Origin of the sequence: Archangium sp. (genome assembly GCF_036277355.1) — a bacterium.
In the GTDB taxonomy this organism is placed as follows: domain Bacteria; phylum Myxococcota; class Myxococcia; order Myxococcales; family Myxococcaceae; genus Archangium.
The window spans coordinates 15201-36453 of the sequence record NZ_DASUNC010000099.1 but is presented as its reverse complement, the minus strand read 5'-3'; the positions used below and the strand labels follow the sequence as shown (position 1 = coordinate 36453).

At 69.9% G+C, this 21253-nt stretch carries 17 protein-coding genes; 8 read left to right on the top strand and 9 right to left on the bottom strand.

Features of this window, described 5'->3' with window-relative positions; translation table 11 throughout:
- Positions 1 to 118 precede the first annotated feature (118 nt).
- From VFZ09_RS25420 to VFZ09_RS25410, 3 genes are all read left to right on the top strand, one after another.
- The gene (locus VFZ09_RS25420; RefSeq protein ID WP_329730246.1) at positions 119 to 3913 is read left to right on the top strand and encodes a hypothetical protein; all 3795 of its coding nucleotides are present in this window, start codon (positions 119 to 121) and stop codon (positions 3911 to 3913) included.
- Positions 3910 to 4692: a hypothetical protein gene (locus tag VFZ09_RS25415; RefSeq protein ID WP_329730245.1), complete on the top strand. Its 783-nt coding sequence runs from the start codon at positions 3910 to 3912 to the stop codon at positions 4690 to 4692. The genes VFZ09_RS25420 and VFZ09_RS25415 overlap by 4 nt, the downstream gene beginning before the upstream one ends.
- A gap of 505 nt (positions 4693 to 5197) precedes the next feature.
- Positions 5198 to 5557 carry a hypothetical protein gene (locus VFZ09_RS25410; RefSeq protein ID WP_329730244.1) on the top strand — a complete coding sequence of 120 codons (360 nt, stop codon included), beginning with the start codon at positions 5198 to 5200 and terminating at the stop codon, positions 5555 to 5557.
- Between the two features lie 22 nt (positions 5558 to 5579).
- On the opposite strand, the gene rsgA is transcribed toward VFZ09_RS25410, so the two are convergent.
- Positions 5580 to 6578: a ribosome small subunit-dependent GTPase A gene (gene rsgA, locus VFZ09_RS25405; RefSeq protein WP_329730243.1), complete on the bottom strand. Its 999-nt coding sequence runs from the start codon at positions 6576 to 6578 to the stop codon at positions 5580 to 5582.
- 74 nt (positions 6579 to 6652) lie between these two features.
- On the opposite strand from rsgA, the gene VFZ09_RS25400 reads away from it, so the two are divergent.
- Positions 6653 to 7696 carry an AbrB family transcriptional regulator gene (locus VFZ09_RS25400; protein WP_329730242.1) on the top strand — a complete coding sequence of 348 codons (1044 nt, stop codon included), beginning with the start codon at positions 6653 to 6655 and terminating at the stop codon, positions 7694 to 7696.
- A 91-nt stretch (positions 7697 to 7787) separates the two neighbouring features.
- Here the strand turns inward: VFZ09_RS25400 and VFZ09_RS25395 are convergent, their stop codons facing one another.
- Both VFZ09_RS25395 and VFZ09_RS25390 read right to left on the bottom strand, forming a co-directional pair.
- Positions 7788 to 9203 carry a sigma-54 dependent transcriptional regulator gene (locus tag VFZ09_RS25395; protein WP_329730241.1) on the bottom strand — a complete coding sequence of 472 codons (1416 nt, stop codon included), beginning with the start codon at positions 9201 to 9203 and terminating at the stop codon, positions 7788 to 7790.
- A 111-nt stretch (positions 9204 to 9314) separates the two neighbouring features.
- The gene (locus VFZ09_RS25390; protein WP_329730240.1) at positions 9315 to 10823 is read right to left on the bottom strand and encodes a hypothetical protein; all 1509 of its coding nucleotides are present in this window, start codon (positions 10821 to 10823) and stop codon (positions 9315 to 9317) included.
- Positions 10824 to 11266: 443 nt separating this feature from the next.
- On the opposite strand from VFZ09_RS25390, the gene VFZ09_RS25385 reads away from it, so the two are divergent.
- Positions 11267 to 12001, top strand: coding sequence for a hypothetical protein (locus VFZ09_RS25385; RefSeq protein ID WP_329730239.1), 735 nt, complete (start codon positions 11267 to 11269; stop codon positions 11999 to 12001).
- 1 nt (position 12002) lies between these two features.
- Here the strand turns inward: VFZ09_RS25385 and VFZ09_RS25380 are convergent, their stop codons facing one another.
- From VFZ09_RS25380 to VFZ09_RS25365, 4 genes are all read right to left on the bottom strand, one after another.
- Positions 12003 to 13229 (bottom strand): cytochrome P450, encoded by a 1227-nt coding sequence (locus VFZ09_RS25380; RefSeq protein ID WP_329730238.1) that lies wholly within the window; start codon positions 13227 to 13229, stop codon positions 12003 to 12005.
- A 16-nt stretch (positions 13230 to 13245) separates the two neighbouring features.
- Complete coding sequence (locus VFZ09_RS25375; protein WP_329730237.1) at positions 13246 to 14775, bottom strand: transporter substrate-binding domain-containing protein; 1530 nt, start codon at positions 14773 to 14775, stop codon at positions 13246 to 13248.
- A gap of 253 nt (positions 14776 to 15028) precedes the next feature.
- Positions 15029 to 15466 carry a hydroxyisourate hydrolase gene (gene uraH / locus VFZ09_RS25370; protein WP_329730236.1) on the bottom strand — a complete coding sequence of 146 codons (438 nt, stop codon included), beginning with the start codon at positions 15464 to 15466 and terminating at the stop codon, positions 15029 to 15031.
- 42 nt (positions 15467 to 15508) lie between these two features.
- A complete protein-coding gene (locus tag VFZ09_RS25365; RefSeq protein ID WP_329730235.1) occupies positions 15509 to 15988 on the bottom strand; it encodes a heme-binding protein in 480 nt (159 codons plus the stop codon).
- Positions 15989 to 16104: 116 nt separating this feature from the next.
- On the opposite strand from VFZ09_RS25365, the gene VFZ09_RS25360 reads away from it, so the two are divergent.
- Together VFZ09_RS25360 and VFZ09_RS25355 are read left to right on the top strand one after the other, a co-directional pair.
- Positions 16105 to 16785, top strand: a complete 681-nt coding sequence (locus tag VFZ09_RS25360) for a heavy metal response regulator transcription factor (RefSeq protein WP_329730234.1) — start codon at positions 16105 to 16107, stop codon at positions 16783 to 16785.
- The gene (locus tag VFZ09_RS25355; protein WP_329730233.1) at positions 16782 to 18227 is read left to right on the top strand and encodes a heavy metal sensor histidine kinase; all 1446 of its coding nucleotides are present in this window, start codon (positions 16782 to 16784) and stop codon (positions 18225 to 18227) included. The genes VFZ09_RS25360 and VFZ09_RS25355 overlap by 4 nt, the downstream gene beginning before the upstream one ends.
- Positions 18228 to 18270: 43 nt before the next feature.
- On the opposite strand, the gene VFZ09_RS25350 is transcribed toward VFZ09_RS25355, so the two are convergent.
- A complete protein-coding gene (locus VFZ09_RS25350; protein ID WP_329730232.1) occupies positions 18271 to 18720 on the bottom strand; it encodes a VOC family protein in 450 nt (149 codons plus the stop codon).
- An 83-nt stretch (positions 18721 to 18803) separates the two neighbouring features.
- Between VFZ09_RS25350 and VFZ09_RS25345 the strand changes: the two genes are divergently transcribed.
- Positions 18804 to 19496: a TetR/AcrR family transcriptional regulator gene (locus VFZ09_RS25345; RefSeq protein WP_329730231.1), complete on the top strand. Its 693-nt coding sequence runs from the start codon at positions 18804 to 18806 to the stop codon at positions 19494 to 19496.
- Positions 19497 to 19603: 107 nt separating this feature from the next.
- Here the strand turns inward: VFZ09_RS25345 and VFZ09_RS25340 are convergent, their stop codons facing one another.
- Positions 19604 to 20947, bottom strand: coding sequence for a sigma 54-interacting transcriptional regulator (locus VFZ09_RS25340; RefSeq protein WP_329730230.1), 1344 nt, complete (start codon positions 20945 to 20947; stop codon positions 19604 to 19606).
- Between the last annotated feature and the right edge of the window lie 306 nt (positions 20948 to 21253).

Sequence of the window (21253 nt, the reverse complement as noted above, 5' to 3'; positions counted from 1 at the left end):
CGGCACCCGTTCCAACTGTCCCCGGGCCTCGCGGCGCGTTGAGCACGATGGCCGATTCTCCAGAGTCAACGCCACGGGCTATCTTCCCAGGCGGTTGTCGTTTCGAGGGGCACCCGGCATGGCGAAGGACTACGCACTCGTCACCCGCTCGCTGCCCCGGCCTCGTTGGGCCAGAGTCTTCCAGTCCCTCCTGGTGGCGAGCTGCCTGGTGGCCAGCATGAGCGCGGCTGGCGAGGAGTTGCGCCAGGTGAAGGTGCTGCTCTCGGTCAAAGCGCATCCTCCAGATGCAGCGCCCGGCCCGCGTCTGGAGGAATGGCGGGCGGGCGTGCTCTCCCTGCGGGTGGTGGACGCGGGGCGCCTGGTGGTGATGGCAGGCGCGGAAGTCATTGCCGCGGGGGCGCTTCGTTTTGACGAGGAGCAGCGGCTGCACGTGGACCTGCTCGCGGACTACCCGCCCGAGACGCTGCCACGGGTCGTCAACCGCGAGTCCGGGCGGGAGGAGGTGGAGGTAGACGTCCCGGAGGGAGTGGGCGCCGGAGCGTTGCTCTCCCTCACCTATGAGTGGGACTGGTACCATACCGGCAAGCCCGCCCTGGTGCGCACCTGGCGCCTCCCGCCCCTGGAGGCCATCCCTCCAGAGTGGCTGGAGGACGAGCCGTCCGAGCCCGAGTGGGAGGACGCGCCGGAGGACGAGGACGGTGTGCTGGCCTTTCTCTCGCCCCAACGGGTTGCGCTCCCTGTCCAGGTGGACCCTGAGCGGCCCGAGCTGCTCTGGGTTCCCGGTCACGCTTCACGAGAGGAGCTCGCCTCGCGCCTTTTCGGGGATGCGTCCGCTGGGGACGCCTTCGCCTTCGAGCACCACATGGCTCCACCTGACGCCGGGGGCGGGCCACGTGTCTGTGTTCGCGTGCACCAGCCACAAGCGCTCCTGCCCGGGGTGCTTGACGCCATGCGCGGGGCCCTGGATGCGCAACTGATGGCGGACACTGCGTGGACCCGCTCTCAGCTCTCGATGCCCTCCCTCGACAAGGCCAGCGCCGCCGCGCTCGTGGAGAGGGCCCTGCGCTGGTCCCAGCGCTCGGACATCCTGGACAGCACAGGGCAGAGCTACTTCGACCGCTACCTCGAGGTGCTCGCCCCCTGGCGGGACGAGCCTCTGCGTTCTCACCTGGGGGACACCCTGGCCCGGGACTGGCGCTTCCTGGGCGAAGCCTCCGAGCCCTTGCGCAAGGCCATCGCCCTACGCTCCCAGCGCTGGAAGACGGGCTACCACGTCACGGATGGCTCGCCCGCCCTCCACCCGGGGGACGTGGTGGGCCGTTTCTACTTCCCGGATGGCGACAGCGTCCAGGTGTACCTGCTGGAGTTGCTCACCGAGGACGCTTCCCTGTCGCGCGCGGAGGTCCGGCTGCGCAACCTCGCCTCCAATGGCCCGCGCATCCTCATTCCCGGGGAGGATGGGCGCTGGCGTGGGTACAGCGCCGACTTCCGTCTCGCCGCCGGTGCTCCCGAGCCTCTCGAGCATCCCCGGGGCCACTTCTACTGGTACTACCCCGGCATCATGCTCATCCGCCCGGGAGACTGGCAGCCGGGGCCCGGCAGCGGCACGGGCGAAGTGGCGGCCCTGCGGCGGGCGATTCTCACCACGGCCCTGGCCAGGGCCACACCCGAAGCGCCCCAACCCCTCTTCGGGTTGGACCATGACGTGCTCTTCCTGCTCACTGCGGAGGAGCGCCGGAATGTCTTCGACACCGTGCTCGCGGGGCCCGAGCCCACTTCGGGCCTGGAGGGGGAGGCCGTCCACCTGCTGGGGCGCGTGGTGCTGTCCATGCCGGCCCACGAGTATCCCGCCCTGGCGCGCCAGCTCACCTCCAGCGCGGTGCTGGACAAGCTGCTGGGCAGCAACGCGTCGGACAAGGTGCTGCTGGGACGGGCCTTCACGCAGAAGGCGCTGGCCTCGTTTCCCCTCGTGCTCGGCTCGCTGGAATCCCTGCCCTCCTTCCACCTGGGGCGCGAGGGCGAGACGACGCACCTGTTGAACGTGTCTACCGGGCTGGTGTCCACCACGTTGGTGGCGCCGGAGGCCTGGGACCTGGAGCGGGGCGTGAGCCTGGACGCCGAGCCCGCCCTGCCGGGAGAGGCCGCGGGCACCTCCAGGCGGATGGCCCTGTACTTCGAGCCGGTGCGGCATGAATTCCAGGCGCGCTACCTCTCCTCTACGGAGCCGGCCACACGCAGCCGAGCCCTGCACCCGCTGGAATGGGTGCGCGTGGAAGTCCACGGGCCACGGCCGCGCACCCACCTCATGACGGCCATGGAGCTGGCCCTGCTCGCCTCCCTGCCGGACACGTCGCTCTTCTGGGCGGCGCTGGGCCGCATCGGTGAGCTGCACATGGTGTATGGCGCCGTGTCCGCCCTGGCCCGGGCGCCGCTGCTGGCGGGGATGACGGCCACCGCCGCGCAGGACGGCACGATGGCGGCGGCGCAGCGAACGGCGGTGGGCCAGTTCATCGGCCGCATGTCCCTGGTGACGACGCTGGCGGTGGTGGACAGCTCCCGTGACGAGTTGTCCCGCACGCCGGAGGGACGGGCATTCCTCGCGGTGCATGACCTGGCCATGCTGGGGCTGGCCGGGAGGGACATCTCCAGGCTCGCCACGTCGGGCATCCTGCGCGAGCTGGTGCACCGGGGCGGGCGGGTGTTGAGCCAGTCTGGCGCGAGGGCCTCGGCTGGACTGCGCGAGTCAGTGGAGTCCATCCAGGCCCTGTCGAAGACGCTGGAGCGGATGCTCGCCGAGGGAAAGGCCGTTGCGATACCGGACGGACTGCGGTTTCCCTTCTCTGGCGGAGCCGAGGGCTTCAAGCAGGCCTTCTTCTCCATACGGGGGGAGATGGCCGCCGCACGGGCCCTCGGTGGCATTCGCGGCGCGGGGCTCGCGGTGCAGGAGGCCGAGAAGACGCTGGAGGCGCTGAAGCTGCTGGCGGTGGAGAGCCAGGAGCTGGCGCTCGCCTACAACGCCGTGGCGAGGCGCGCGGCGGCCCTCCAGGCGGACAGGGCCCAGGCGTACCTGGCCGCGGTGGAATCGCTGCGTGCCTCCGCCCGCGGTGCGGCGAAGCCGGCGCTGGCGCAGCTGCTGAGGCGCTCAGGAGCACCGAGTCTGGCAGACCCGCTTGCCTTCCTGGAAGAGGCCGGGTGGCTCGTCAGTCACCCGGAACTGGAAGCCGAGGCCGTGGCTGAGCTGGCGAGAAAAGCCTGTGGGGACCGCGTGGACCTGGGCTGGCTGCGCTCCACGGGGCTGACCCTGGAGGACCTCAACTTCATGGCCAGGGACAAGATGACGCCGTGGAAAGACTTCCAGCGGGCGGCGGCGGAACCGGGGAATTCAATGCTGCAACGGCGGGCACGCGAGCGACTCCGCGGCATCGCGGTGGAGATGCTGACAGAGCGCAATGCACGGAAGCTCTTCCCGGGTTTCCGGTTGACCGGACGGCAGGTGAAAATGAAAGACGGGCACATCATGGACAACGAGCTGACGGCGATGCATGGCTCGCTGCTTCAACACGGAGTGGAAGTAAAGGGATGGAACGAAAACCGGTGGCGCAAGGCGCTCGACGCCTGGCTGTCCGGAGAGGGGGGCGCCCCACTCAACGAACAGCAGGAGGCGCTGGTAGATCAGCTTCAGCGCCTGCTCGACCAACTGGCGGACGCGGCGAAGGCACCCCGAGGGAAACCGTTCCTCGTCAGCACAGACAGATTGAGCGGTCCAACCAGAGTCAAGCTGAATATCTTCCTCGCGGAGAACGCACGGGGCACACAGTTCATCGAGGTGGAGGAAGCTCGAATACTGGAGAAGACGAAGCAGTTGCGGGCGGCACTCGAACTGCCGGAAGTGCTGCCTGGAGGTGCGCCATGAGCCGGTGGCCTCTCTGGGCGGTCCTGGCTCCAGGCGAGCCCGCATGGCTGGAGCGCCGTGCGCGGGCCATCGTGATGACGGAAGAGGACGAAGAGGACGGAAAAGAGCAGCCCTTCGAGGTCATCGCGGGCAGTGGCCGTTACCAGGCCATCGTGAGCACGGAGGCCAGCTACGTGGGCGCCGAGATGCAAATCGCCGAGGAACTGTCGCTTGAATGTGATGAGCCCGTGTACTCGATTGAGCGTGCCAACGACCCGTGGGCCGTCACGGCATGGCGAAACGGTGCACTCGAGGTTCTGGAGGTGGGCCCAGAAGGTTTGGCGAAGTCCCTCGGCTGCCCGCTGCCAGGAAGCGAGAAGACATCGGACCGGGCCGCGAGAAAGCCGTTGCGGCATGTCGCATTGGTGGAAGGCGTCCGGGCGCAAGAGGCACCACGCGTGTTGCAGGAGGCCAACGATCCATTTCCTCCGGAACACTACCGATTCGAGGACACACCGCGAGGGCTTCGAATCTCCAGCAGAACAGGCAATATTGGCTTCGCTGACGTCACTCTATCGGAGCGGCTTCCAAATGCGATCGCCTATGCGGTGATTGCCTCTCCAAGTCTGGATTTTCTTGTTGTCAGCATGCTTCAGGGAGGAGAGTGCATCGGGCGATTCGCGCACCCGCATGATGAGTTTACATCGCTCCCTGTCATCAACGAGGTCAAGGGCGAGCGCTCTCCCGAGCGGATCCTCGCGGCGCTCGGTATTCCCGCGGAGTGGTTCCGGCATGAGTGACAGTGCCGGGGCCGCCCCTGGCCGAGGCGGTGAGGGACTCCGGCCACGCCCGTCCGTTGCACTGAGCCCGGGCGGGTCCGCCTCCGGGAGAGCGGGCAGGGGCCCGCCGTGCTCACAACGGCCGGCTCCTGTGTCTGTCCTCTCGGATGACTCCACTTCCAGAGGGGGGCCCCAAGCCATGTATCCCGAGCAGCGAGAGGAGACCGCGATATCTGCCCGCGCCCAGCTGTGCGCGTGGCTTGTCCGGTACCGCTTGCTCCATGGCAACGGGGTGGTGATTCCTGGAATGCTCGGGGCTGGCCTGGCGACTCCGCCGCGCTGCCGCTGAGTCCGCGGCGGAGTGGCCGCCAGCCCTCCCACCCTATCGTCCCATCAGGCCGTTGTGTCCGTCGGGCTCCCGCCCGAGGTGCCACCTCTCCCGCTTCGCTCTTCCCACGAGCCGGAGCCCGGGCATGGGTGCGCGCGGACACGTCCCGATTTCCTCGCCGACGCAAAGGAGAACTCCATGCCCGCCCATTCCTATACGCAGCTCGTGAAGGTTCTCGCATCCCGCAGGACGAGGACCAGCGCGGTGGCCCTCATCGTCGCTGGAGCGCTCGTCGTCCAAGCCGCACCCCCCGAACGTTTCCTCACGGCACTCGCGGGAGGCTCATTCGGCTTTTCGCTGCTGTTCGCCTGGCTGTTCTTCCACAGTGGTCTTCATCAGCTCCCCGAGAGACAGCGAGGACCCTTCCTCCTCGTGGTGCTCGTGGTGCTGGCCTCGCTGCTGGTGGTGCAGGCCCGGGCTGCCCTGAGTCTGGCCACCGAGGTGCTCCACTCCCAGGCGTCATATGCCCAGCGCCCTCGAGGACCGGGCGATGGATGAGCACCACCCGGAGCGGTGACACTCACCGGCCGCGCTTCCTCTGGGAGTCGTTGAAGGGGCGCGTGGCCTCCTGGACGAGCTTGCGGAAGTTCTCCAGGCGCTCCGGGGCGAGCTGTCCGCTCCGGAGCGCCTCGCGGACGGCGCACCCCGGCTCCTTCTCGTGGCGGCAGTTGCTGAAGCGGCACCCGGCCGCCAACTCCTCGATGTCCGTGAAGGCGGTGCGCAGGCCTTCCTCGTTCTCCATCAGCCCGAGCTCGCGCATGCCCGGCGTGTCGATGACGAGGCCACCCTGCGGCAGGACGAACAGCTCGCGGTGGGTGGTGGTGTGGCGGCCCTTGTCGTCCTCGCGCACCGCGCCCACCTCCATGCGCGCGGCGCCCACCAGCCGGTTGATGAGGGTGGACTTGCCCACGCCGGACGAGCCGATGAGCGCCACCGTCCGGTTGCCGCCGATGTACTTCCAGAGCGCGTCGATCCCCTCGCCGGTGAGGCTGCTGAGGGTGTGCAGCGGAACGTCCGGAGCCAGGGCGGCGATGCGCTCGCGGGCCGCCACCACGTCCTCGCACAGGTCCGACTTGGTGAGCACCAGCACGGGCTGGGCCCCGCTGTCCCAGGCCACCGCCAGGTAGCGCTCGAGCCGCCGCGGGTTCAGGTCCCGCGTCAGCGCGGAGACGAGGAAGACCACGTCCACGTTGGCGGCCACCACCTGCTCTTCCTCCGCCCGGCCGGCCGCCTTGCGGGCGAGCTGGGTGCGCCGGGGCAGCACCGCCTGGATGACGGTGGTGCCTTCCTGGCTGCGCGGCTCGAAGGAGACCCAGTCGCCCACGACCGGGCGCACGGACTGTCCCTTGCGGATGGACATGCGCAGCCGCCCCGGGATGGTGGCCCGCATGTCCCCGCGCGCCGAGAAGAGCACGTACTCCACGCCGTAGTCGGCGCCGATGCGCGCCGGCTCCTCGCCTTCACCCGCGCGGGAGCGCCAGGCCTCCTGGAAGGGGGGCCCCCAGCCGAGCTTCTCCAAGACATGCTCATCCATACTCATGCGCCGCCCAGACTATGCCCATCCCGGTGGGGTTGGGGTAGGGAGACGTCCTCATGGCGAAGGACTCGCGCGTGTGGGCGGTGACGGTGGCGACGCTGCTGGGCGCCGCCCTGGGCGAGTGGTCCCATGTACCCGCCGGGGCGCTCCTCGGTGGCATGCTGGTGTCGCTCGTGGCCGCGCTCTCCCTGTCCGTCCACGTCCCCGTGCCCCGGCCGCTGCTGCTGGCCTCTCAGGCCGTGCTGGGCGCCGCCCTCTGCTCCTCCTTCAAGCCCTCCGCGTGGAGCGCGCTCGCGGAGAACTGGCTCGTCGCGCTCGTCAACGTGGTGGGCGTGGTGGCCATCGGCCAGGCCGTGGCGCTCGCCTTCGCCCGGCTCGGCGGCGTGGATGTCCGCACCGCCACCCTCGGGCTGATGCCGGGAGGCGCCTCGGCCATGGTGGCCCTGAGCGAGGAGCTCGGCGCCGACTCGCGCCTGGTGACGCTCTTCCAGTACCTGCGCCTGGGCGTGGTCATCGTCGTGGCGGCGGCGGTGGGCCGGTGGTCGGGCAGTGTGCCGGACTCGCAGGTGGCCACCGTCGCGGCGCTGCCCGGCGCTCCCGCTCCCCTGGTGGCGTGGGGCACCACGGCCTTCGTCGCCATCGTCGGCGGAGCGGCGGGGACGTGGCTGAAGCTGCCCGCGGGAGGCTTCCTCGGGCCGCTCCTGCTGGGCATTCCCTTCACGCTCCTGGGCATTCCGGTGGGCGCGTGGCCTCCGGGCGTGCTGCTCGTGTCGCTGTGGGCGCTCGGGGCGCGCGTGGGCAGCCACTTCGATGCGGCGGCCGTGCACGAGCTCAAGCGCGTGGCCCTCGGCGCCCTCGGGGCCGCGCTGGCCATGGTGGGCGGGTGCCTGCTGCTCGCCTGGCTCTGGTCCTCCGTGGGCGGGGTGGATCTGCTCACCACCTACTTCGCCACCTCGCCCGGGGGGGCCGACTCGGTGCTCGCCATCGCCCTGGGGACCCACGCCACCCTGTCCCTGGTGGTCGCCGTGCAGGTGGGGCGGCTCCTGCTCATCTTCCTCGTCGCCCCCGTCTTCATGCGCCGGCTGGCCGCGCGCCGGTAGGCCCCGGCGCGCTACGGCTCGTCGTGCCCACCCTGGAACAGGACGGCGTTGCACCGGTGGATGGGGATGACGTTCCGGCGGTGGGAAACCCTTACACCAGCCCGTGCTCCTCGAGCTTGTTGTAGAGGGTGCGCCGGCTGATGCCGAGCAGGCGCGCCGCCAGCGTGCGGTTGTCCCCGGCCCGGTTGAGCGCGTCCACCAGCGCCTGCCGCTCCATCTCCTTGCGCTGTGACTCCAGGGTGCGTCCCTCGTTCCCGGTGCCACCCGGCGCGGGCATGGCCGGGGCGATCGGGAGGGGGCTCGTGGGCGTGGGGGCCGGAGCCACGGGGACGATGCCCGGCTGCCGTGCCACCTCGCGCCGCACCTCGTCCCCGGTGAGGATGGGGCCATCGGAGAGCACCACCAGGCGCTCGATGAAGTTCTGCAGCTGGCGCACGTTGCCGGGCCACGGCTGGGCGCGCAGGGCCTCGAGCCCGTCCGGCGTCAGCGTGAAGGGCGGCCGGCCGTTGGCCTTCGCGTGCACGTCGAGGAAGTGGCGCACGAGCGGCTCGATGTCCTCGGGCCGGGCGCGCAGCGGGGGCAGCCACACCGGCACCACGTTGAGCCGGTAGAAGAGGTCCTCGCGGAACTCGCCCTTGCGCACCATCTCCTCGAGGTTGCGGTGCGTGGCCGCCACGAAGCGCACGTCCACCTTCAGCGTCTGCGTGCCGCCGAGCCGCTCGAACTCGCGCTCCTGCAGCAGCCGCAGCAGCTTCACCTGCACCTGCGGGGTGATGTCGCCAATCTCATCCAGGAAGAGGGTGCCGCCGTTGGCCAGCTCCACGCGGCCGGGCTTGCGGGTGGCCGCGCCGGTGAAGGCGCCCTTCTCGTAGCCGAACAGCTCGCTCTCCAGCAGCGTGTCCGGCAGGGCCGCGCAGTGCAGCTTCACGAAGGGCCCGCCGCGCCGGGGGCTGGCGTCGTGCACCGCCTTGGCCGCCAGCTCCTTGCCGGTGCCGGACTCGCCGCGCAGCAGCACCGTGGCCGTGCCCGAGGCGGCCCGCGTCAACATGGCCTGCACCTCGGCCATGGCGGTGCTGCCACCGATGAAGGCGCTGGCCTCCCTGGCCATCGGGCGCGCCCCCTCCTGCTGCTGGGCATGCAGCAGCGCCTTGCGGATGCTGAAGAGGATTTCCTCCCGGTCGAAGGGCTTGAGGGCGAAGTCCGCCGCGCCGGCCTTCATGGCCTCCACGGCCAGCGGCACGGTGCCGTGCGCGGTGAGGAGGATGACGGGGACGTCCGGCCAGGAGCGCCCCACCTCGGCCAGCAGCTCCATGCCGCTCATGCCGGGCATGCGCACGTCGCTCACCACCACGTCGATGGGCTTGCGGCCCAGCAGGGTGAGCGCCTCCTGGCCATTGGACGCCGTATGCACGGTGAGTCCCGCCTGGCCCAGCAGCGCACCGAGCACCTTGGCCACGGCGGGATCGTCGTCCACCAGCAATACGTTTCCCTTCAGCGGCTCGGCCACGGCGCTTCTTCTCCTGGGACGGGGGGGCGCACCGGGGCGGATGCTACCGCGCCCGTCCTGTTGCGTCAGCGCCGACACACCGGGTCGTACCCGGCGTGAGGGGACTCGGCGTCACAACAGGGAAAGGCCCACCACCTGGACCGGCGTCAGGCGGTCGGTCTGCGTTCCATCCCCAAGCTGGGTATAGAAATTGGAACCCCAGGCCCGGGCTGTTCCATCCTGCTTCACCGCGAGCGTGTGCCAGGCCCCCGCGTCGATGGCGGTCACACCATTGAGCCCGGCCACCTGGACCGGCGACCAACGGTCGGTCTGCGTGCCGTCCCCGAGCTGGCCATAGGTGTTCTGGCCCCAGGTCCAGACGGTCCCATCCTGCTTCAGCGCCACCGTGTGAGGGCTGCCGGCGCTGACGGCGATGACATTGCTCAGGCCCACGGCCTGAACGGGCCTCAAGCGGGTACTGGTCGTTCCATCCCCGAGCTGACCCTGCCAGTTGCGGCCCCATGCCCAGACCGTACCGTCCTGCTTCAGCACCACCGTGAACCAGGCGCCGGCGGCCATGGAGACGACGTTGTTGATAGAGGCCGCCTGCACCGGCGTCGAGCGGTGGAGGGTCGTTCCATCCCCGAGCTGGCCGTCGCCGTTCTCGCCCCAGGCCCAGACGGTACCGTCCTGCCTCAGCGCCAGCGTGTGGGCGATCCGGACGTCGATGGCCCTGATGTTGCCAAGGCCTTCCGCCTGCACCGGCACCGAGCTGTGGCTGAGCGAGCCGTCTCCGAGCTGGCCACTCTCGTTGTAGCCCAGGGACCAGACGGTGCCGTCATGCTTCAGCGCCACGGTGTAACCGAAGCCAGCGGCCACGGCCTTCACGTTGCTGAGCCCCGCGACCTGCACCGGCGTCAGCCTGTTGGCCGTCGTGCCATCTCCGTGCTGACCGTAGGCATTCTCACCCCAGGACCAGACGGTGCCATCCCGTTTCACCGCCACCGTGTGATTGAAGCCAGCGGCAATGCCAACCACCTCGCCGATGCCGGTCACCTGCGCCGGCGTCAGGCGCTGGGTGGTCGTTCCATCCCCCAGCTGGCCGTGGATGTTCTCGCCCCAGGCCCAGACGGTGCCGTCCCGCTTCAGCGCCACCGTGTGTTTGTAGCCCGCCTCGGTGGTGGGGCAGGGCTCGATGACGGGCTGGGTGATTGATTGGGAGGGGTTGCTCCAGCACGTGGTGCGGTTGCCACCACTGTCGATGACCATGGGATAGGTCTTCACCTGGAAGGTGCGCCAACCGCAGGCAACGCCTCCCTTGCTGAAGTACCAGGTGCCGGTTGTTCCGGGGCGCTCCTCGGAAGACTGCAAGACCCCATCAATGTAGTACTCCAGCCGCACCGCGTTGGCGGGGTAGGTCACCTGCCAGCTTCCACTGCCCGCCGTATCGCCCTGGTACGTGCTGATGCCCGAAAGGGTCAGGTGGGTGACGCTCGAGTCATCGCAGAGCGCCGCCTGGACGGTGCCGAGCGTTTCCTCCTCCGCGCTCAATCCAATGCCGGAGTTGCCGCCACACGCCGCCATCAGCAACGGCCCGAGTACCCAGCCCAGGACCCGCATGCGAACCGAATCAAGCCTCATTGGAAATTCATCCTTTACCTTGAAAAGCCGAGTTGTCTCCAGAGCCTGCTGCCCCCGGGCACGTCGGGCGCACGAGGTGTCGCGTGCTCTATTTCATTTTCCTCGTTTTATGGCTATAACGCATTTTTACCGTTTTGCTGATTCTGACGTGGAGGAACACCGGTGCCCAGGGATTTGATGCACTCCCCTCTCCGCCTTCTGCTGTCCGGGCTGCTCCTGCCCGAGCTGTGCCCCAGGGATAGCTGTGAGGGGAAGTGCGGTGGTGCCGCCACCGGTGGCTGTATGTGCGCCTGGTGCGGGTGTCCCAATGGCACGTGCTCGGATGGCTCGTGCTGCGATCCCACCGGCGCCTGTCAGGACGGCGGCATGTGCTCTCCGTGAGTGCATCTCCCTCCTTTCCAATGCTGACGCTTCAACCCAACTCCTTTCATGGAAGGCTGATCATGTCCGAGACGCTTCGCCGAACTCTTTCCCTTGGTTGCTCTGGTTTGTGGCTGCTGGTGGGCTGTGGAGGTCCCCTGGAGGCCGGGCCGCCAGCGGACGCCGAGCACGTGGCGCGCATGGAGGGGGCGCTCTGTGCCGGGTTGAGCGTCACCTCGCTGAGCCTCCAGGGCGCGAGCACGTACGAGGGGGTGATGGCCGCGAGCGGAAATTGGACCGTGTCCTCTTCCGCCAACGCGGTGCGGATGGAGTACTACGTCGATGGGCGCCTGCGCAGCTATGAGACGCGTACCGGCACCTCCGGGACCTGGTACTTCAGCGCGGGGGACATCGCCTGTGGCACGCATCTCCTGGAAGTGCGTGCCTACGCGATGGTCATCGACAGCCAGAACAACAGCACCGTGTGCGCCGACGGCGCGAGGTCGTTCTCCTACTCCGTCAGCGAGGCCTGCGTCCCCATTGCGTCCGTCTCCTGCGGCACGCCCTCGCCGTTCACGCAGTGCGTTGGCAGTGCCAGCGGTGGAGACGGCACCCTGACTCCCTACTGGCAGCTGGAGACCGACGGAGTTCCCTCGGGCTGGCAACAGAGCAGCTTTTGGACGAGGAAGCTCATCTGCGAGGAGCCCGTGGCGGGGATGCCCACCAAGCAGGTCCGGCAGCAGTTCAAGGTGAGCGACAGCGCGGGAACCGAGTCGGCCGTCAGCTCCAGCGCCACCTATATCTGCCGGGCTGGGTGAGTCAGACGTCCCAGGCGATGGGCAGGTGCTCGAAGCCGCGCAGCATGAAGTAGGGCCGGAACACCGGGGCTTCGTCCGTCCGCAGCCGCAGGCCGTGCAGCCGCCGCAGCAACTGCTCGAAGGCGATCCGCCCTTCCAGCTTCGCCAGCGGGGCACCCACGCAGAAGTGGATGCCCTTGCCGAACGCCAGGTGCTTCCTCGCCTCGGTGCGGCGGATGTCGAAGCGGTCCGGCTCGGTGAACTGGGTCTCGTCGCGGTTGCCGGACGCGTACAGGATGAACGCCCGAGAGCCCTTCGGGAGGGTGACTCCACTCAGCTCGGTGTCGGCCATCACCGTCCGGAAGAAGCCGCGGATGGGGGACTCCATGCGCAGCACCTCCTCCAGGGCGTTGGGCAGGAGGCCGGGGTCCTCCCGCACGGCCTTCCATTGCTCCGGAGCATTGAGCAGCAGCCACAGGCCGTTGCCGATGAGTCCGGTCGTCGTCTCGTGGCCGGCGGCGAACAGGTCCATGGCGTTGCACACCGCCTCCTGCTCGCTCAGCGGCGCGGTGCCGCCCAACGACTGCGGCACGAGCAGCGTCAGCAGATCCTCGCGCGGCTGGCTCCGCCGCTCGTGGATCCGCTCCCGGAAGTAGCGCTCCATCGCGATGAAGCCGTGCGCGCTCTGGACCTGCTGCTCGAGGGGCGCGGTCGCCGACATCAGCAGCGTCTTGTCATCGGACCAGCGCTTGAGCTGCTCCATGTCGGAGCGCGGCACCCCGAGCAGGTCACAGATGATGAAGCCCGGCAGCGCGTAGGCGAACCGTTGGATGAGGTCCGTCTTGCCGTCGCGGATGAAGCCGTCGATGAGCGCGTCCGCCGTTGCTCGGATGGTGGGCTCCATCGCCGCGATGCGCTGGGCGCTCAAGGCCCTGCCGAACACGGCACGGACGCGGGCGTGGTCCGGGGGATCGCTCTGCACGAGGGAGAGGAACCGGGGATACGCCTGCGCGAGCACGGCGCGCACCTCGGGGTGCGGCTCGGCCCTGGCATCGAGCGCTCCCACCGAGGAGAAGCGCGCGGTGTCCCGCTCCACCTCGGCGATGTCCGCGTAACGGCTGACGACCCACAGGTCGAACATGGGACTGTGGAAGACGGGCCGCTCCCGCCGCATCCGCGCATAGAGCGGATACGGATCGCGGATCTGATCGGGAGCCATCGGGTTGAAGTGGGTGGAGATGTCATCCATGGCGGGGACCTCGTGTTCACTCGTCTCTGGAAATGGAAGTCAGGCTCACCTGGGGCGTGTTCTCGGCGAATTCCCCGGTGAGCGTCGCCCTGGCTCCACCCTCCTGGTAGCCGATGCCCACCTTCATGTGGATCTTGTAGCTGACCAACCCCATGGGACTGGAGGAGATGGACTTGGGACTGCTCGAGCCCCCCGCGGAGTTGAGCACCAGGTACATCCACCGGGCGGAATCGGGGAGGTGGGCCCACTGGGTGTCGTGGCGGGCGGGAAGGTGGAGCGGCGCGACGAACGGAGCGCCCTTCATGTAGAGGAAGGGCAGGGCGAGGTCCTCATCCATCTCGGGGCCATCGTCCTCGCTGCTCGGCGAGTACTGGTCGACCGCGAGCCCGAAGACATACCGGCCCGCCACCTTGCGGCCCATCAGCGCCCGGTCGATCTCCGTGGTCGTCGGGAAGTCCGCATCGTCCGCGCGGAGCCATTTGAAGAGATCGTGGCTGTAGGCCCACCCGCGCTTGCCATGGGCGGCGATTCGCACCTGGTACCACAGGCCGCCAAAGAGCTCGCCGTCGTCCTGTCGGGCCGGCGTGCGGCTCTCGCTCTCCCGCAGGACTTCCACCACCGTCCCGCAGGGCCAGGATTCGCGGACCGGCGCGGACCACTCGGGGGCCGCGCGCAGCTCCACCTCTTGAGCCTGGACGTTGCACAGCACGCCGAGATTCTCGGACTCCGCCAGTCCGGGGATGGGCGCCTTCATCTGGCCCGGCTGCCATTTGAACATCAGCTCGGCGAGCTGGGGCTGGAGGTCGCGCAACATCGCGTCGTAGGTGGCGGCCTGTCCCTTGGGGACGGCAATGGCCAGCGGGGATTGATCCACCTCGACCCCGACGATGCGCAGGGAGGTGCCCTGGAGGGCCTGCAGGAGGCCCACGTCCTCATCGAGGGCGCAGTCGGCCTCGTCCGCCTGGACCGCCGCCACCGCCAGCTTGGGCGAGGCCGTGGGAATGAGCGTCGCCTGGGGCAGGACGCGTTGCGCGGCCTCGAGCGCGGGGCCTTTGGGGACCGCCACCCGCCCCGTCATCCCGGCGAGCGCCGCGGCGTCATCCGGCACCAGCTCATCGCAGGACTCCGCCCCGGCGAAGCGGTAGGAGATCATCACGTAGGGTTGCGTGAAGTCGACCTGCTGCCGCCGGCTCTCGGTGGGAGAGATGGAGTTGAGCCCCAGGTCCACCTTGCCCTGGGCGAGGGCGCTCACGCTGTCCAGGGACATGGTGCGCGGGTTGACGAACTCCACCGGCCGCCCGAGCCGCTGGCCGATCAACTGTGCGAGGTCCGCCTCGAAGCCCTCCATCTGTCCCGCGCGCGGGAAGTGCAGCGGCACATAGGAACCGGTCAGCGCCACGCGCAGCGGTTTGGGTGGTGTGGGTGGTGCGACGGTGACGGGCTTCTCGGGTGCTGGCGCCGGTTCGCCGCGGCGGCAGCCCGCGCTCGTGGAGACACAGGCGGCCATCGCTCCCAGCGCGAGCCACCCGCGCAGATGATTCTTCATGGACTCCCCCCCTCTGGATGAGTGGGGGGAACGCTACCGCAATGGGCGCGGCTTCATGAAGCCCTTCCTCGCGTCGAGGGCCGCACAGTGGAGGCCGCTGAGACTCCGGGCCTTGGCGGAGCCTCTCCCCCTGTTTGGAAGGCCACCGCCCGCGCCAGTTGCGCCTCTCGGGCAAGGCCAGCGTGGCCTCGGCCTGCGTGGGCGGCGGCCAAGGCATCGCCCTGCTGGTGGAGAACCCGGCCGCCTGAAGGCCTCAGTTGCCGCGGTAGGTCGAGAAGCCGAAGGGGCTGAGCAGCAACGGCACGTGGTAGTGCTGGCGGGCGCTGTCCACCCGGAAGACCACCGGGATTTCGGGGAAGAAGGTGGTCTGGTTCTGGCGCGCATAGAACTCCCCGGTGCGGAAGATCACGCGGTATTCGCCGGCGCCCCAGCTGGCGAGCTTTGCATCGGGCACCAGGGCACGGATGCGCCCCTGCTCGTCGGTGACGGCGCTGCCCAGCGGCTGCCAGCCCGAGGGCAGGCGCTGCTCCAGTTCCACCCGTACGCCAGGACTGGGCTGGCCGGTCCGCAGATCGAGCACATGCACGCTCAGGGGATTGGTGGCCGGTGCGTTGCCAGCGGCGAGCACCGCCGGTGCGGTGGCCAGCAGAGAGGCAGACATCACAAGAGGGGCAGCAAGATGCAGACGCATGGTGTGACTCCAGGTTGAAGAAATGGCGAGCCGCGAAGAGGCTCAGGGTTGAAGGCTTCGCGCCGCGGCCAGGGCGCAGGCGTCGTCGTTTTCCGGACCGCCGCCGCCGGCCACGCCGATGGCGCCGATCACCCTGTCGTCCTGCCGCAGCGGCTGGCCGCCGCCGAGCAGCAGCAATTCGGGCAGGTACTGCAGGCCGGCGGTGTCTGGCTGGCTGCGGGCCTGGCGGCCCAGCTGCAGCGTGGGCTGGCGGGTGGACAGCGAGGTGAAGGCCTTGCGCCGGGCCGCTTCCAGGTTGTGCGGTCCCACGCTGGCGCCGCGGCTTTGCAGCAGGGCTTGCCCGCCGGCGTCCACCACCGCCACGGCAATGTCCTTGCCGAGGGCCGCGCAGCGGGCGCGGGCGGTGCTGGCCAGGCGTTCGGCCGTGGGCAGATCCAGGGCCGGACTCGCGCTGTGTGCGCTGCCGGCCAGCAGGGCCAGCAGTGCCGTCTGGCCCAGGAGGGAGAGGTGTCGTGTGTTCATGCGCTCACTGTAGAAAGCGGGCGCTGCCCGGACGCTGACCGGTCGATGACAGCTTTGTCATCCACCACCGGGCGCGTTTGCGGCATGTTGGGCGTCCTCGGAGCAAGGAGAAACCATTGCGCATCCTGGTGGTGGAAGACGAGCCCCGTGCGGGCGACTACCTCAAGCAGGGCCTGGGCGAGGCCGGCTTCGTGGTGGACGTGGCGCGCGATGGCCACACCGGTCTGCACCTGGCCACCGAGCAGGCCTACGCGCTGATCGTGCTCGACGTCATGCTGCCCGGCATGGACGGCTGGAACGTGCTGCGGCGCCTGCGCGAGACCGCCTCGGGCCGCCAGACGCCGGTGCTGTTTCTCAGCGCCCGCGACGCGCTGGCCGATCGGGTGCGCGGCCTGGAGCTCGGCGCCGACGACTACCTGGTCAAGCCGTTCGCCTTTGCCGAATTGCTGGCCCGCATCCGTACCCTGCTGCGGCGCGGTCCGCTGCGCGAGGAGGAACTGCTGGAGGTGGACGACCTGCGCATGAACGTGCCGGCGCGCACCGTCACGCGGGCAGGGCGGCGCATTCACCTCAGTGCCCGCGAGTTCAACCTGCTGCACCTGCTCATGCGCCGCCAGGGCCAGGTGCTGTCGCGCCCCGAGATCGCCTCCCAGGTCTGGGACATGAACTTCGACAGCGACACCAACGTGGTGGATGTGGCCGTGCGGCGCCTGCGGCTGCGCATCGACGACCCGGTGCCCGGCCGGCTGATCCATGCGGTGCGCGGCATGGGCTACATCTGCGAGCTGCGCGAATGAAGCGGCCCCTGTCCCTGGGTGTGCGGCTGGGCCTGTGGTGCGCCCTGATCGCGGCGGTGGCCAGCGCCGTGCTCGGCGCCTACCTGTACCGCTCGTTCGAGCAGCAGCTGCGCCAGCGCGACGACGTGCAACTGCTGGGCAAGCTGCGGCAGCTGCGCCAGCTGCTGGGCCACAGCGGCACGCAGGCCATGCTGCGCAGCCAGACCGAGTACCTGCGCGACACCATGAGCGGTGAGAGCAATGCCCTCATCGAGATCCATGCCGCCCCGGCCGACGGCGGTGGCCTGCTGCTGGCCATCAACCCGGTGGGGCTGGCCCTGCCCCAGCTGCCGCCGGTGGCGGTACAGCGCGAGGCGACCGTGGCCGACATCCGGCACTGGTCGTCACCCGCTGGCGCGCCGGCGGCAGCGGTGAACGCCTGGGCCCGGCTGGGCGACGCCACGGTCGAGATCCGGCTGGCCCGCCTGTACCCGGAGCGCGAAGCCCTGCTGGCCGGTTACCGGCGACACATCGTGGCCGCCAGCCTGGGCGCCGGTGGCCTGGCGGCGGTGCTGGTGCTGTGGCTCATCTGGCGCGGGATGGCGCCCTTGCGCCGCCTGCAGGCCCAGACCGCTGTCATCGGACCGCAGAGCCTGGCCCTGCGGCTCGATGCCTCGGACACCCCGGCCGAACTGCACGCGCTGGTGCATGGCCTCAATGCCATGCTGGCCCGCCTGGAGAGCGGCTATGCCCGGCTCAACCAGTTCGCGGCCGACCTGGCCCACGAGCTGCGCACCCCCCTGGCCACGCTGACCGGACAGAGCCAGGTCATGCTCAGCCGCCCGCGCACCGAGGCCGAACACGCGCGGTTGCTGGAGTCGCAACTGCTGGAGCTCGAGCGGCTCAACCGCATGGTCGATAGCCTGCTGTTCCTGGCCCGCGGCGAACACCAGGCGCAGAACGAGCCCTTGCGGTGCCAGCACCTGTCGGGGACGGAGGAATTGGCCCGGCAGGCCGATTACTTCACCGACCTCGCCGAGGAACGCGGCGTTCGCATCGTGTGCCACGGCGACGCCCCGGTGTGGGCCGAACCCCAGCTGCTGCGCCGCGCCCTGGCCAACCTGCTGTCCAACGCCGTGCGCCATGCCCGGCCGGGCAGCGTGGTCGAGCTGAGGGCCGCAGCCGGCGCCAATGCAGCGGGCGCGGTGCTGGAGGTGGTCAACGAAGGCGAGCCGGTGCCGCCCGAGAGCCTGCCCCGCCTGTTCGACCGCTTCTACCGCGCCGATCCGGCTCGCTCGGGCGAAGGCAACGGCCTGGGCCTGTCCATCGTGCGCGCCATCATGGTCCGGCACGGTGGGGAGGCCGAGGTGTGGCAGACCGCGGGGCGCATCGGGTTCAGGCTGACGCTGCCCGGCCCGGTGCCAGCAGCCGCCGGCACCGCACCCGCGGGTTCCGTGACGTGAACAGTCTGCTCACGCCTGTGTTCGGCGTGCCCACTCACCCGGCTCATTCGGGGGATGGAGCCCAGACGCCGTCGAAGAGCACGACGCGCCAGCCGTCGGGATCGGCGATCGTCGTGCTCCGTCCCTTCCAGTAGGGATTCTCGGGCTCCACCTCCGGGTAGCCCATCGCCGCCAGGCGCGCGATGATTCGCGCGGCGGCCTCGCGCTCGGGGATGTAGAGCACGAGCAGGTTGTCGCGCGACGGCGCCTGTCCGGGGCTGCCCTGCGCATGGCGCGTGAACTCCAGATGGACTCCGGCGCCGGGCAGGCCGAGCATCACGCCGTCATAGCCCGCATGCCCGGTGAACGAGCCGAGCACCTTCAAGCCGAGCCCTTCCCGGTAGAAATGGACGACCTCGTCGAGCTTGTCGGTCGGGCGCGCGATACGGATTTGAGCCACCGGCCAACCCGGTGAAGGCCGCGCCGTCTCCTCGTGCATCGGGGATTGCTGCATGGTCAAAACCTCCTGCTCCTTGATTAAGTTACACGCTGTAACGAAATCAAGGAGAAGTGGAGGAGGTCGTAGACTGGATGGCCATGGAACGCCGAAACACGAAAGCACGGGGGGCGGCGGCCGGGCCCGGGCCCCGGCGAGCGCCGGGACGGCCTCGGGACGAGCGCATCGACGAGGAGGTGCGCGCGGCGACGTTGGCGCTGCTGCGGGAGGGAGGCTATGGCGCGTTGTCGCTCGAGGCGGTGGCGGAGCGGGCCGGGGTGGGGCGGCCCACCCTCTACCGCCGTTGGGCGGGCAAGCCGCAGCTCGTGGTGGACACGCTCGTGCGGTCGATGGGGGAGGCGCCGGCGGCGGACACGGGAGACACGCGGGAGGATCTGGTGTCCGGGCTGTCCACGCTCACGGCGGCGTTCGCCGGGGCCGTGGGGCGGGCGCTGCCCGGGCTCGTGGCGGACCTGGCCGTGGAGCCGGCACTGGCGCAAGCGTTTCGGGAGCGGGTCTTCGCCACGCGGCGAGCGTCCATGGCGGCCGCGCTGGCCCGCGGGGTCGCGCGCGGAGACATCCGCGGGGACATCGACGTCGAGCTCGTCCTCGACCTGCTGGCGGCGCCGCTCTACTACCGGGTGCTCTTCGGGCACGCGCCGATTCAGGGGCGGACCGCGGGCGACGTGGTGGACCTCGTGCTGCGCGCCGTGGCGCCGGAGACCGCACCCGCGCAACGGACGGCTCCGCCCGGCGCGGGCCGCCCCCGAGGCAAACGAGCGGGCCGTGTGTAGCCTGACCTCTCGAGCACCCCGAGGTGTCAGGGCGCTGCACCCCGGCTCCCAGCCGCACCTCCAGCACGTCGCCGAGCGCGGACTGGTGCGCAGGGACAGCGACCCGCCTACTCCTGCTCGTTGTCGTCGGGAGCGGAGAGGGCGTGGCGCTCGAGCAACCGCCGCAGCTGCGTGCGGTGCATGCCGAGCGCCCGGGCCGTGGCGGCCACATTGCCTCCGTTCTGCCGCAGTGCTTCCTCGATGCGCGTCCGCTCGTCCGTGTCGAGCGGCTTCGCCCGCGACGATGCTTCCTTGGGTGGCTCCCGGTGCTCTGGCGGTGGAGAGGGTGGGGCAGGGGCCGGCACCGCGGCGCCGAACGCGGTGCCGGCGCTCGGGCTCAGGTGGCGGGCCTCCACGCGCGGGGCCTCCTGCATGAGCGCCGCCTGGATGGCGCTGCGGGCCTCCACGAGCAGCTCCCGGACGTTGCCCGGCCAGGGCCGCATCAGGCACGCCTCCACGAAGGACGAGTGCAGCGTCAGCTGGGGCTCTACCTGCCGCACCTCGCGGTGGAGCAGGAGGGGAATCTCCTCGGGCCGCTGGCGCAGGGGTGGCAGCGCCACCTCCGGCCGGCCGATGCGGAAGTACAGGTCCTCGCGCAGCTTCCCCGCCGCCACCAGCGCGCGCAGATCCCGGTTGCTCGCGGAGCAGATATGGATGTCCACCACCTTCGGCTTCGCCGCTCCCAGCGAGAGGACTTCCTTGGTCTCCAGTGCCCGCAGCAGCTTCGCCTGCACCGCCAGGTCCAGCTCCACCACCTCGTCGAGGAAGAGCGTCCCGCCGTCCGCCGTCTGGAGGTAGCCCGGGGCGTCGGCGTCTGCTCCCGAGTAGGCGCCGCGTTTGGCTCCGAAGAGCAGCCGCTCGGCGATGCTCTGGGGAATCGCCGCGCAGTTGACCGCCACGAAGGGGCCCGTGCCGCGCGGCCCGTTCTCGTGGAACGCACGGGCCACGCCCTCCTTGCCCGTGCCGCTCTCGCCGTGGATGTGCAGCGGGAAGCCGAGCCGGGCCGCGCGAGAAACTTCGTCGAGCAGCGCCTGGAGCGCCGGGCCTCGGATGAAGCCCTCCCGCTTCACCACGCCACGCTGCTCCAGCGGGTACACATCCGCGCTGGGAACGAAGAGCGAGTCCCCCATGCGGATGACCCGTTGCACCTCGCGGGGCGTGTTGGCGGGCACGGGCTCGCCATCCACGAAGGTGCCATTCTGGCTGCCCAGGTCGGTGACCCAGAAGCGCCGCCCGTCGAAGTGGATTCGCGCATGGCGGCGGGACATCCGCGGGTCCTGCGCCTCGCCCAGCGCCGGAGAGCCCCGTCCCAGCTCCAACTCGCCCCCCTTCAGCGGCAGGGCCACCGCCATTGTCGTTCCCGCGGCGAACAGCCGCATCAGACCCGGGACGCGCGGCACGGCGGGACTCATGTCATTCAAAATTCCGCTCGGCTTGAGGGTCGACCCGTCCTGTTCCATGCGCGGGCATTATAGGCCGGTGTGTCTGGCACGGCTCGGTGTGCCAGTACCTGTGCCACGTGCCGTGCCACCCGCGCGCAGCCACGCGTCTTCCAGTTCACCGGGCGCGGTAGGTGCCCGGGATTGCTCGGCCCCCCATGCTTTGACGTGCTGGCATGCCTTTGGCTAAGCCGCCCGCCAACCAGTGTTCGCGGCGGCGTGGGTGGGTTCGCGGTCGGGGGGAAGCCCGCCCCTGCCGCCGCACGAGGGGGAGCTCAT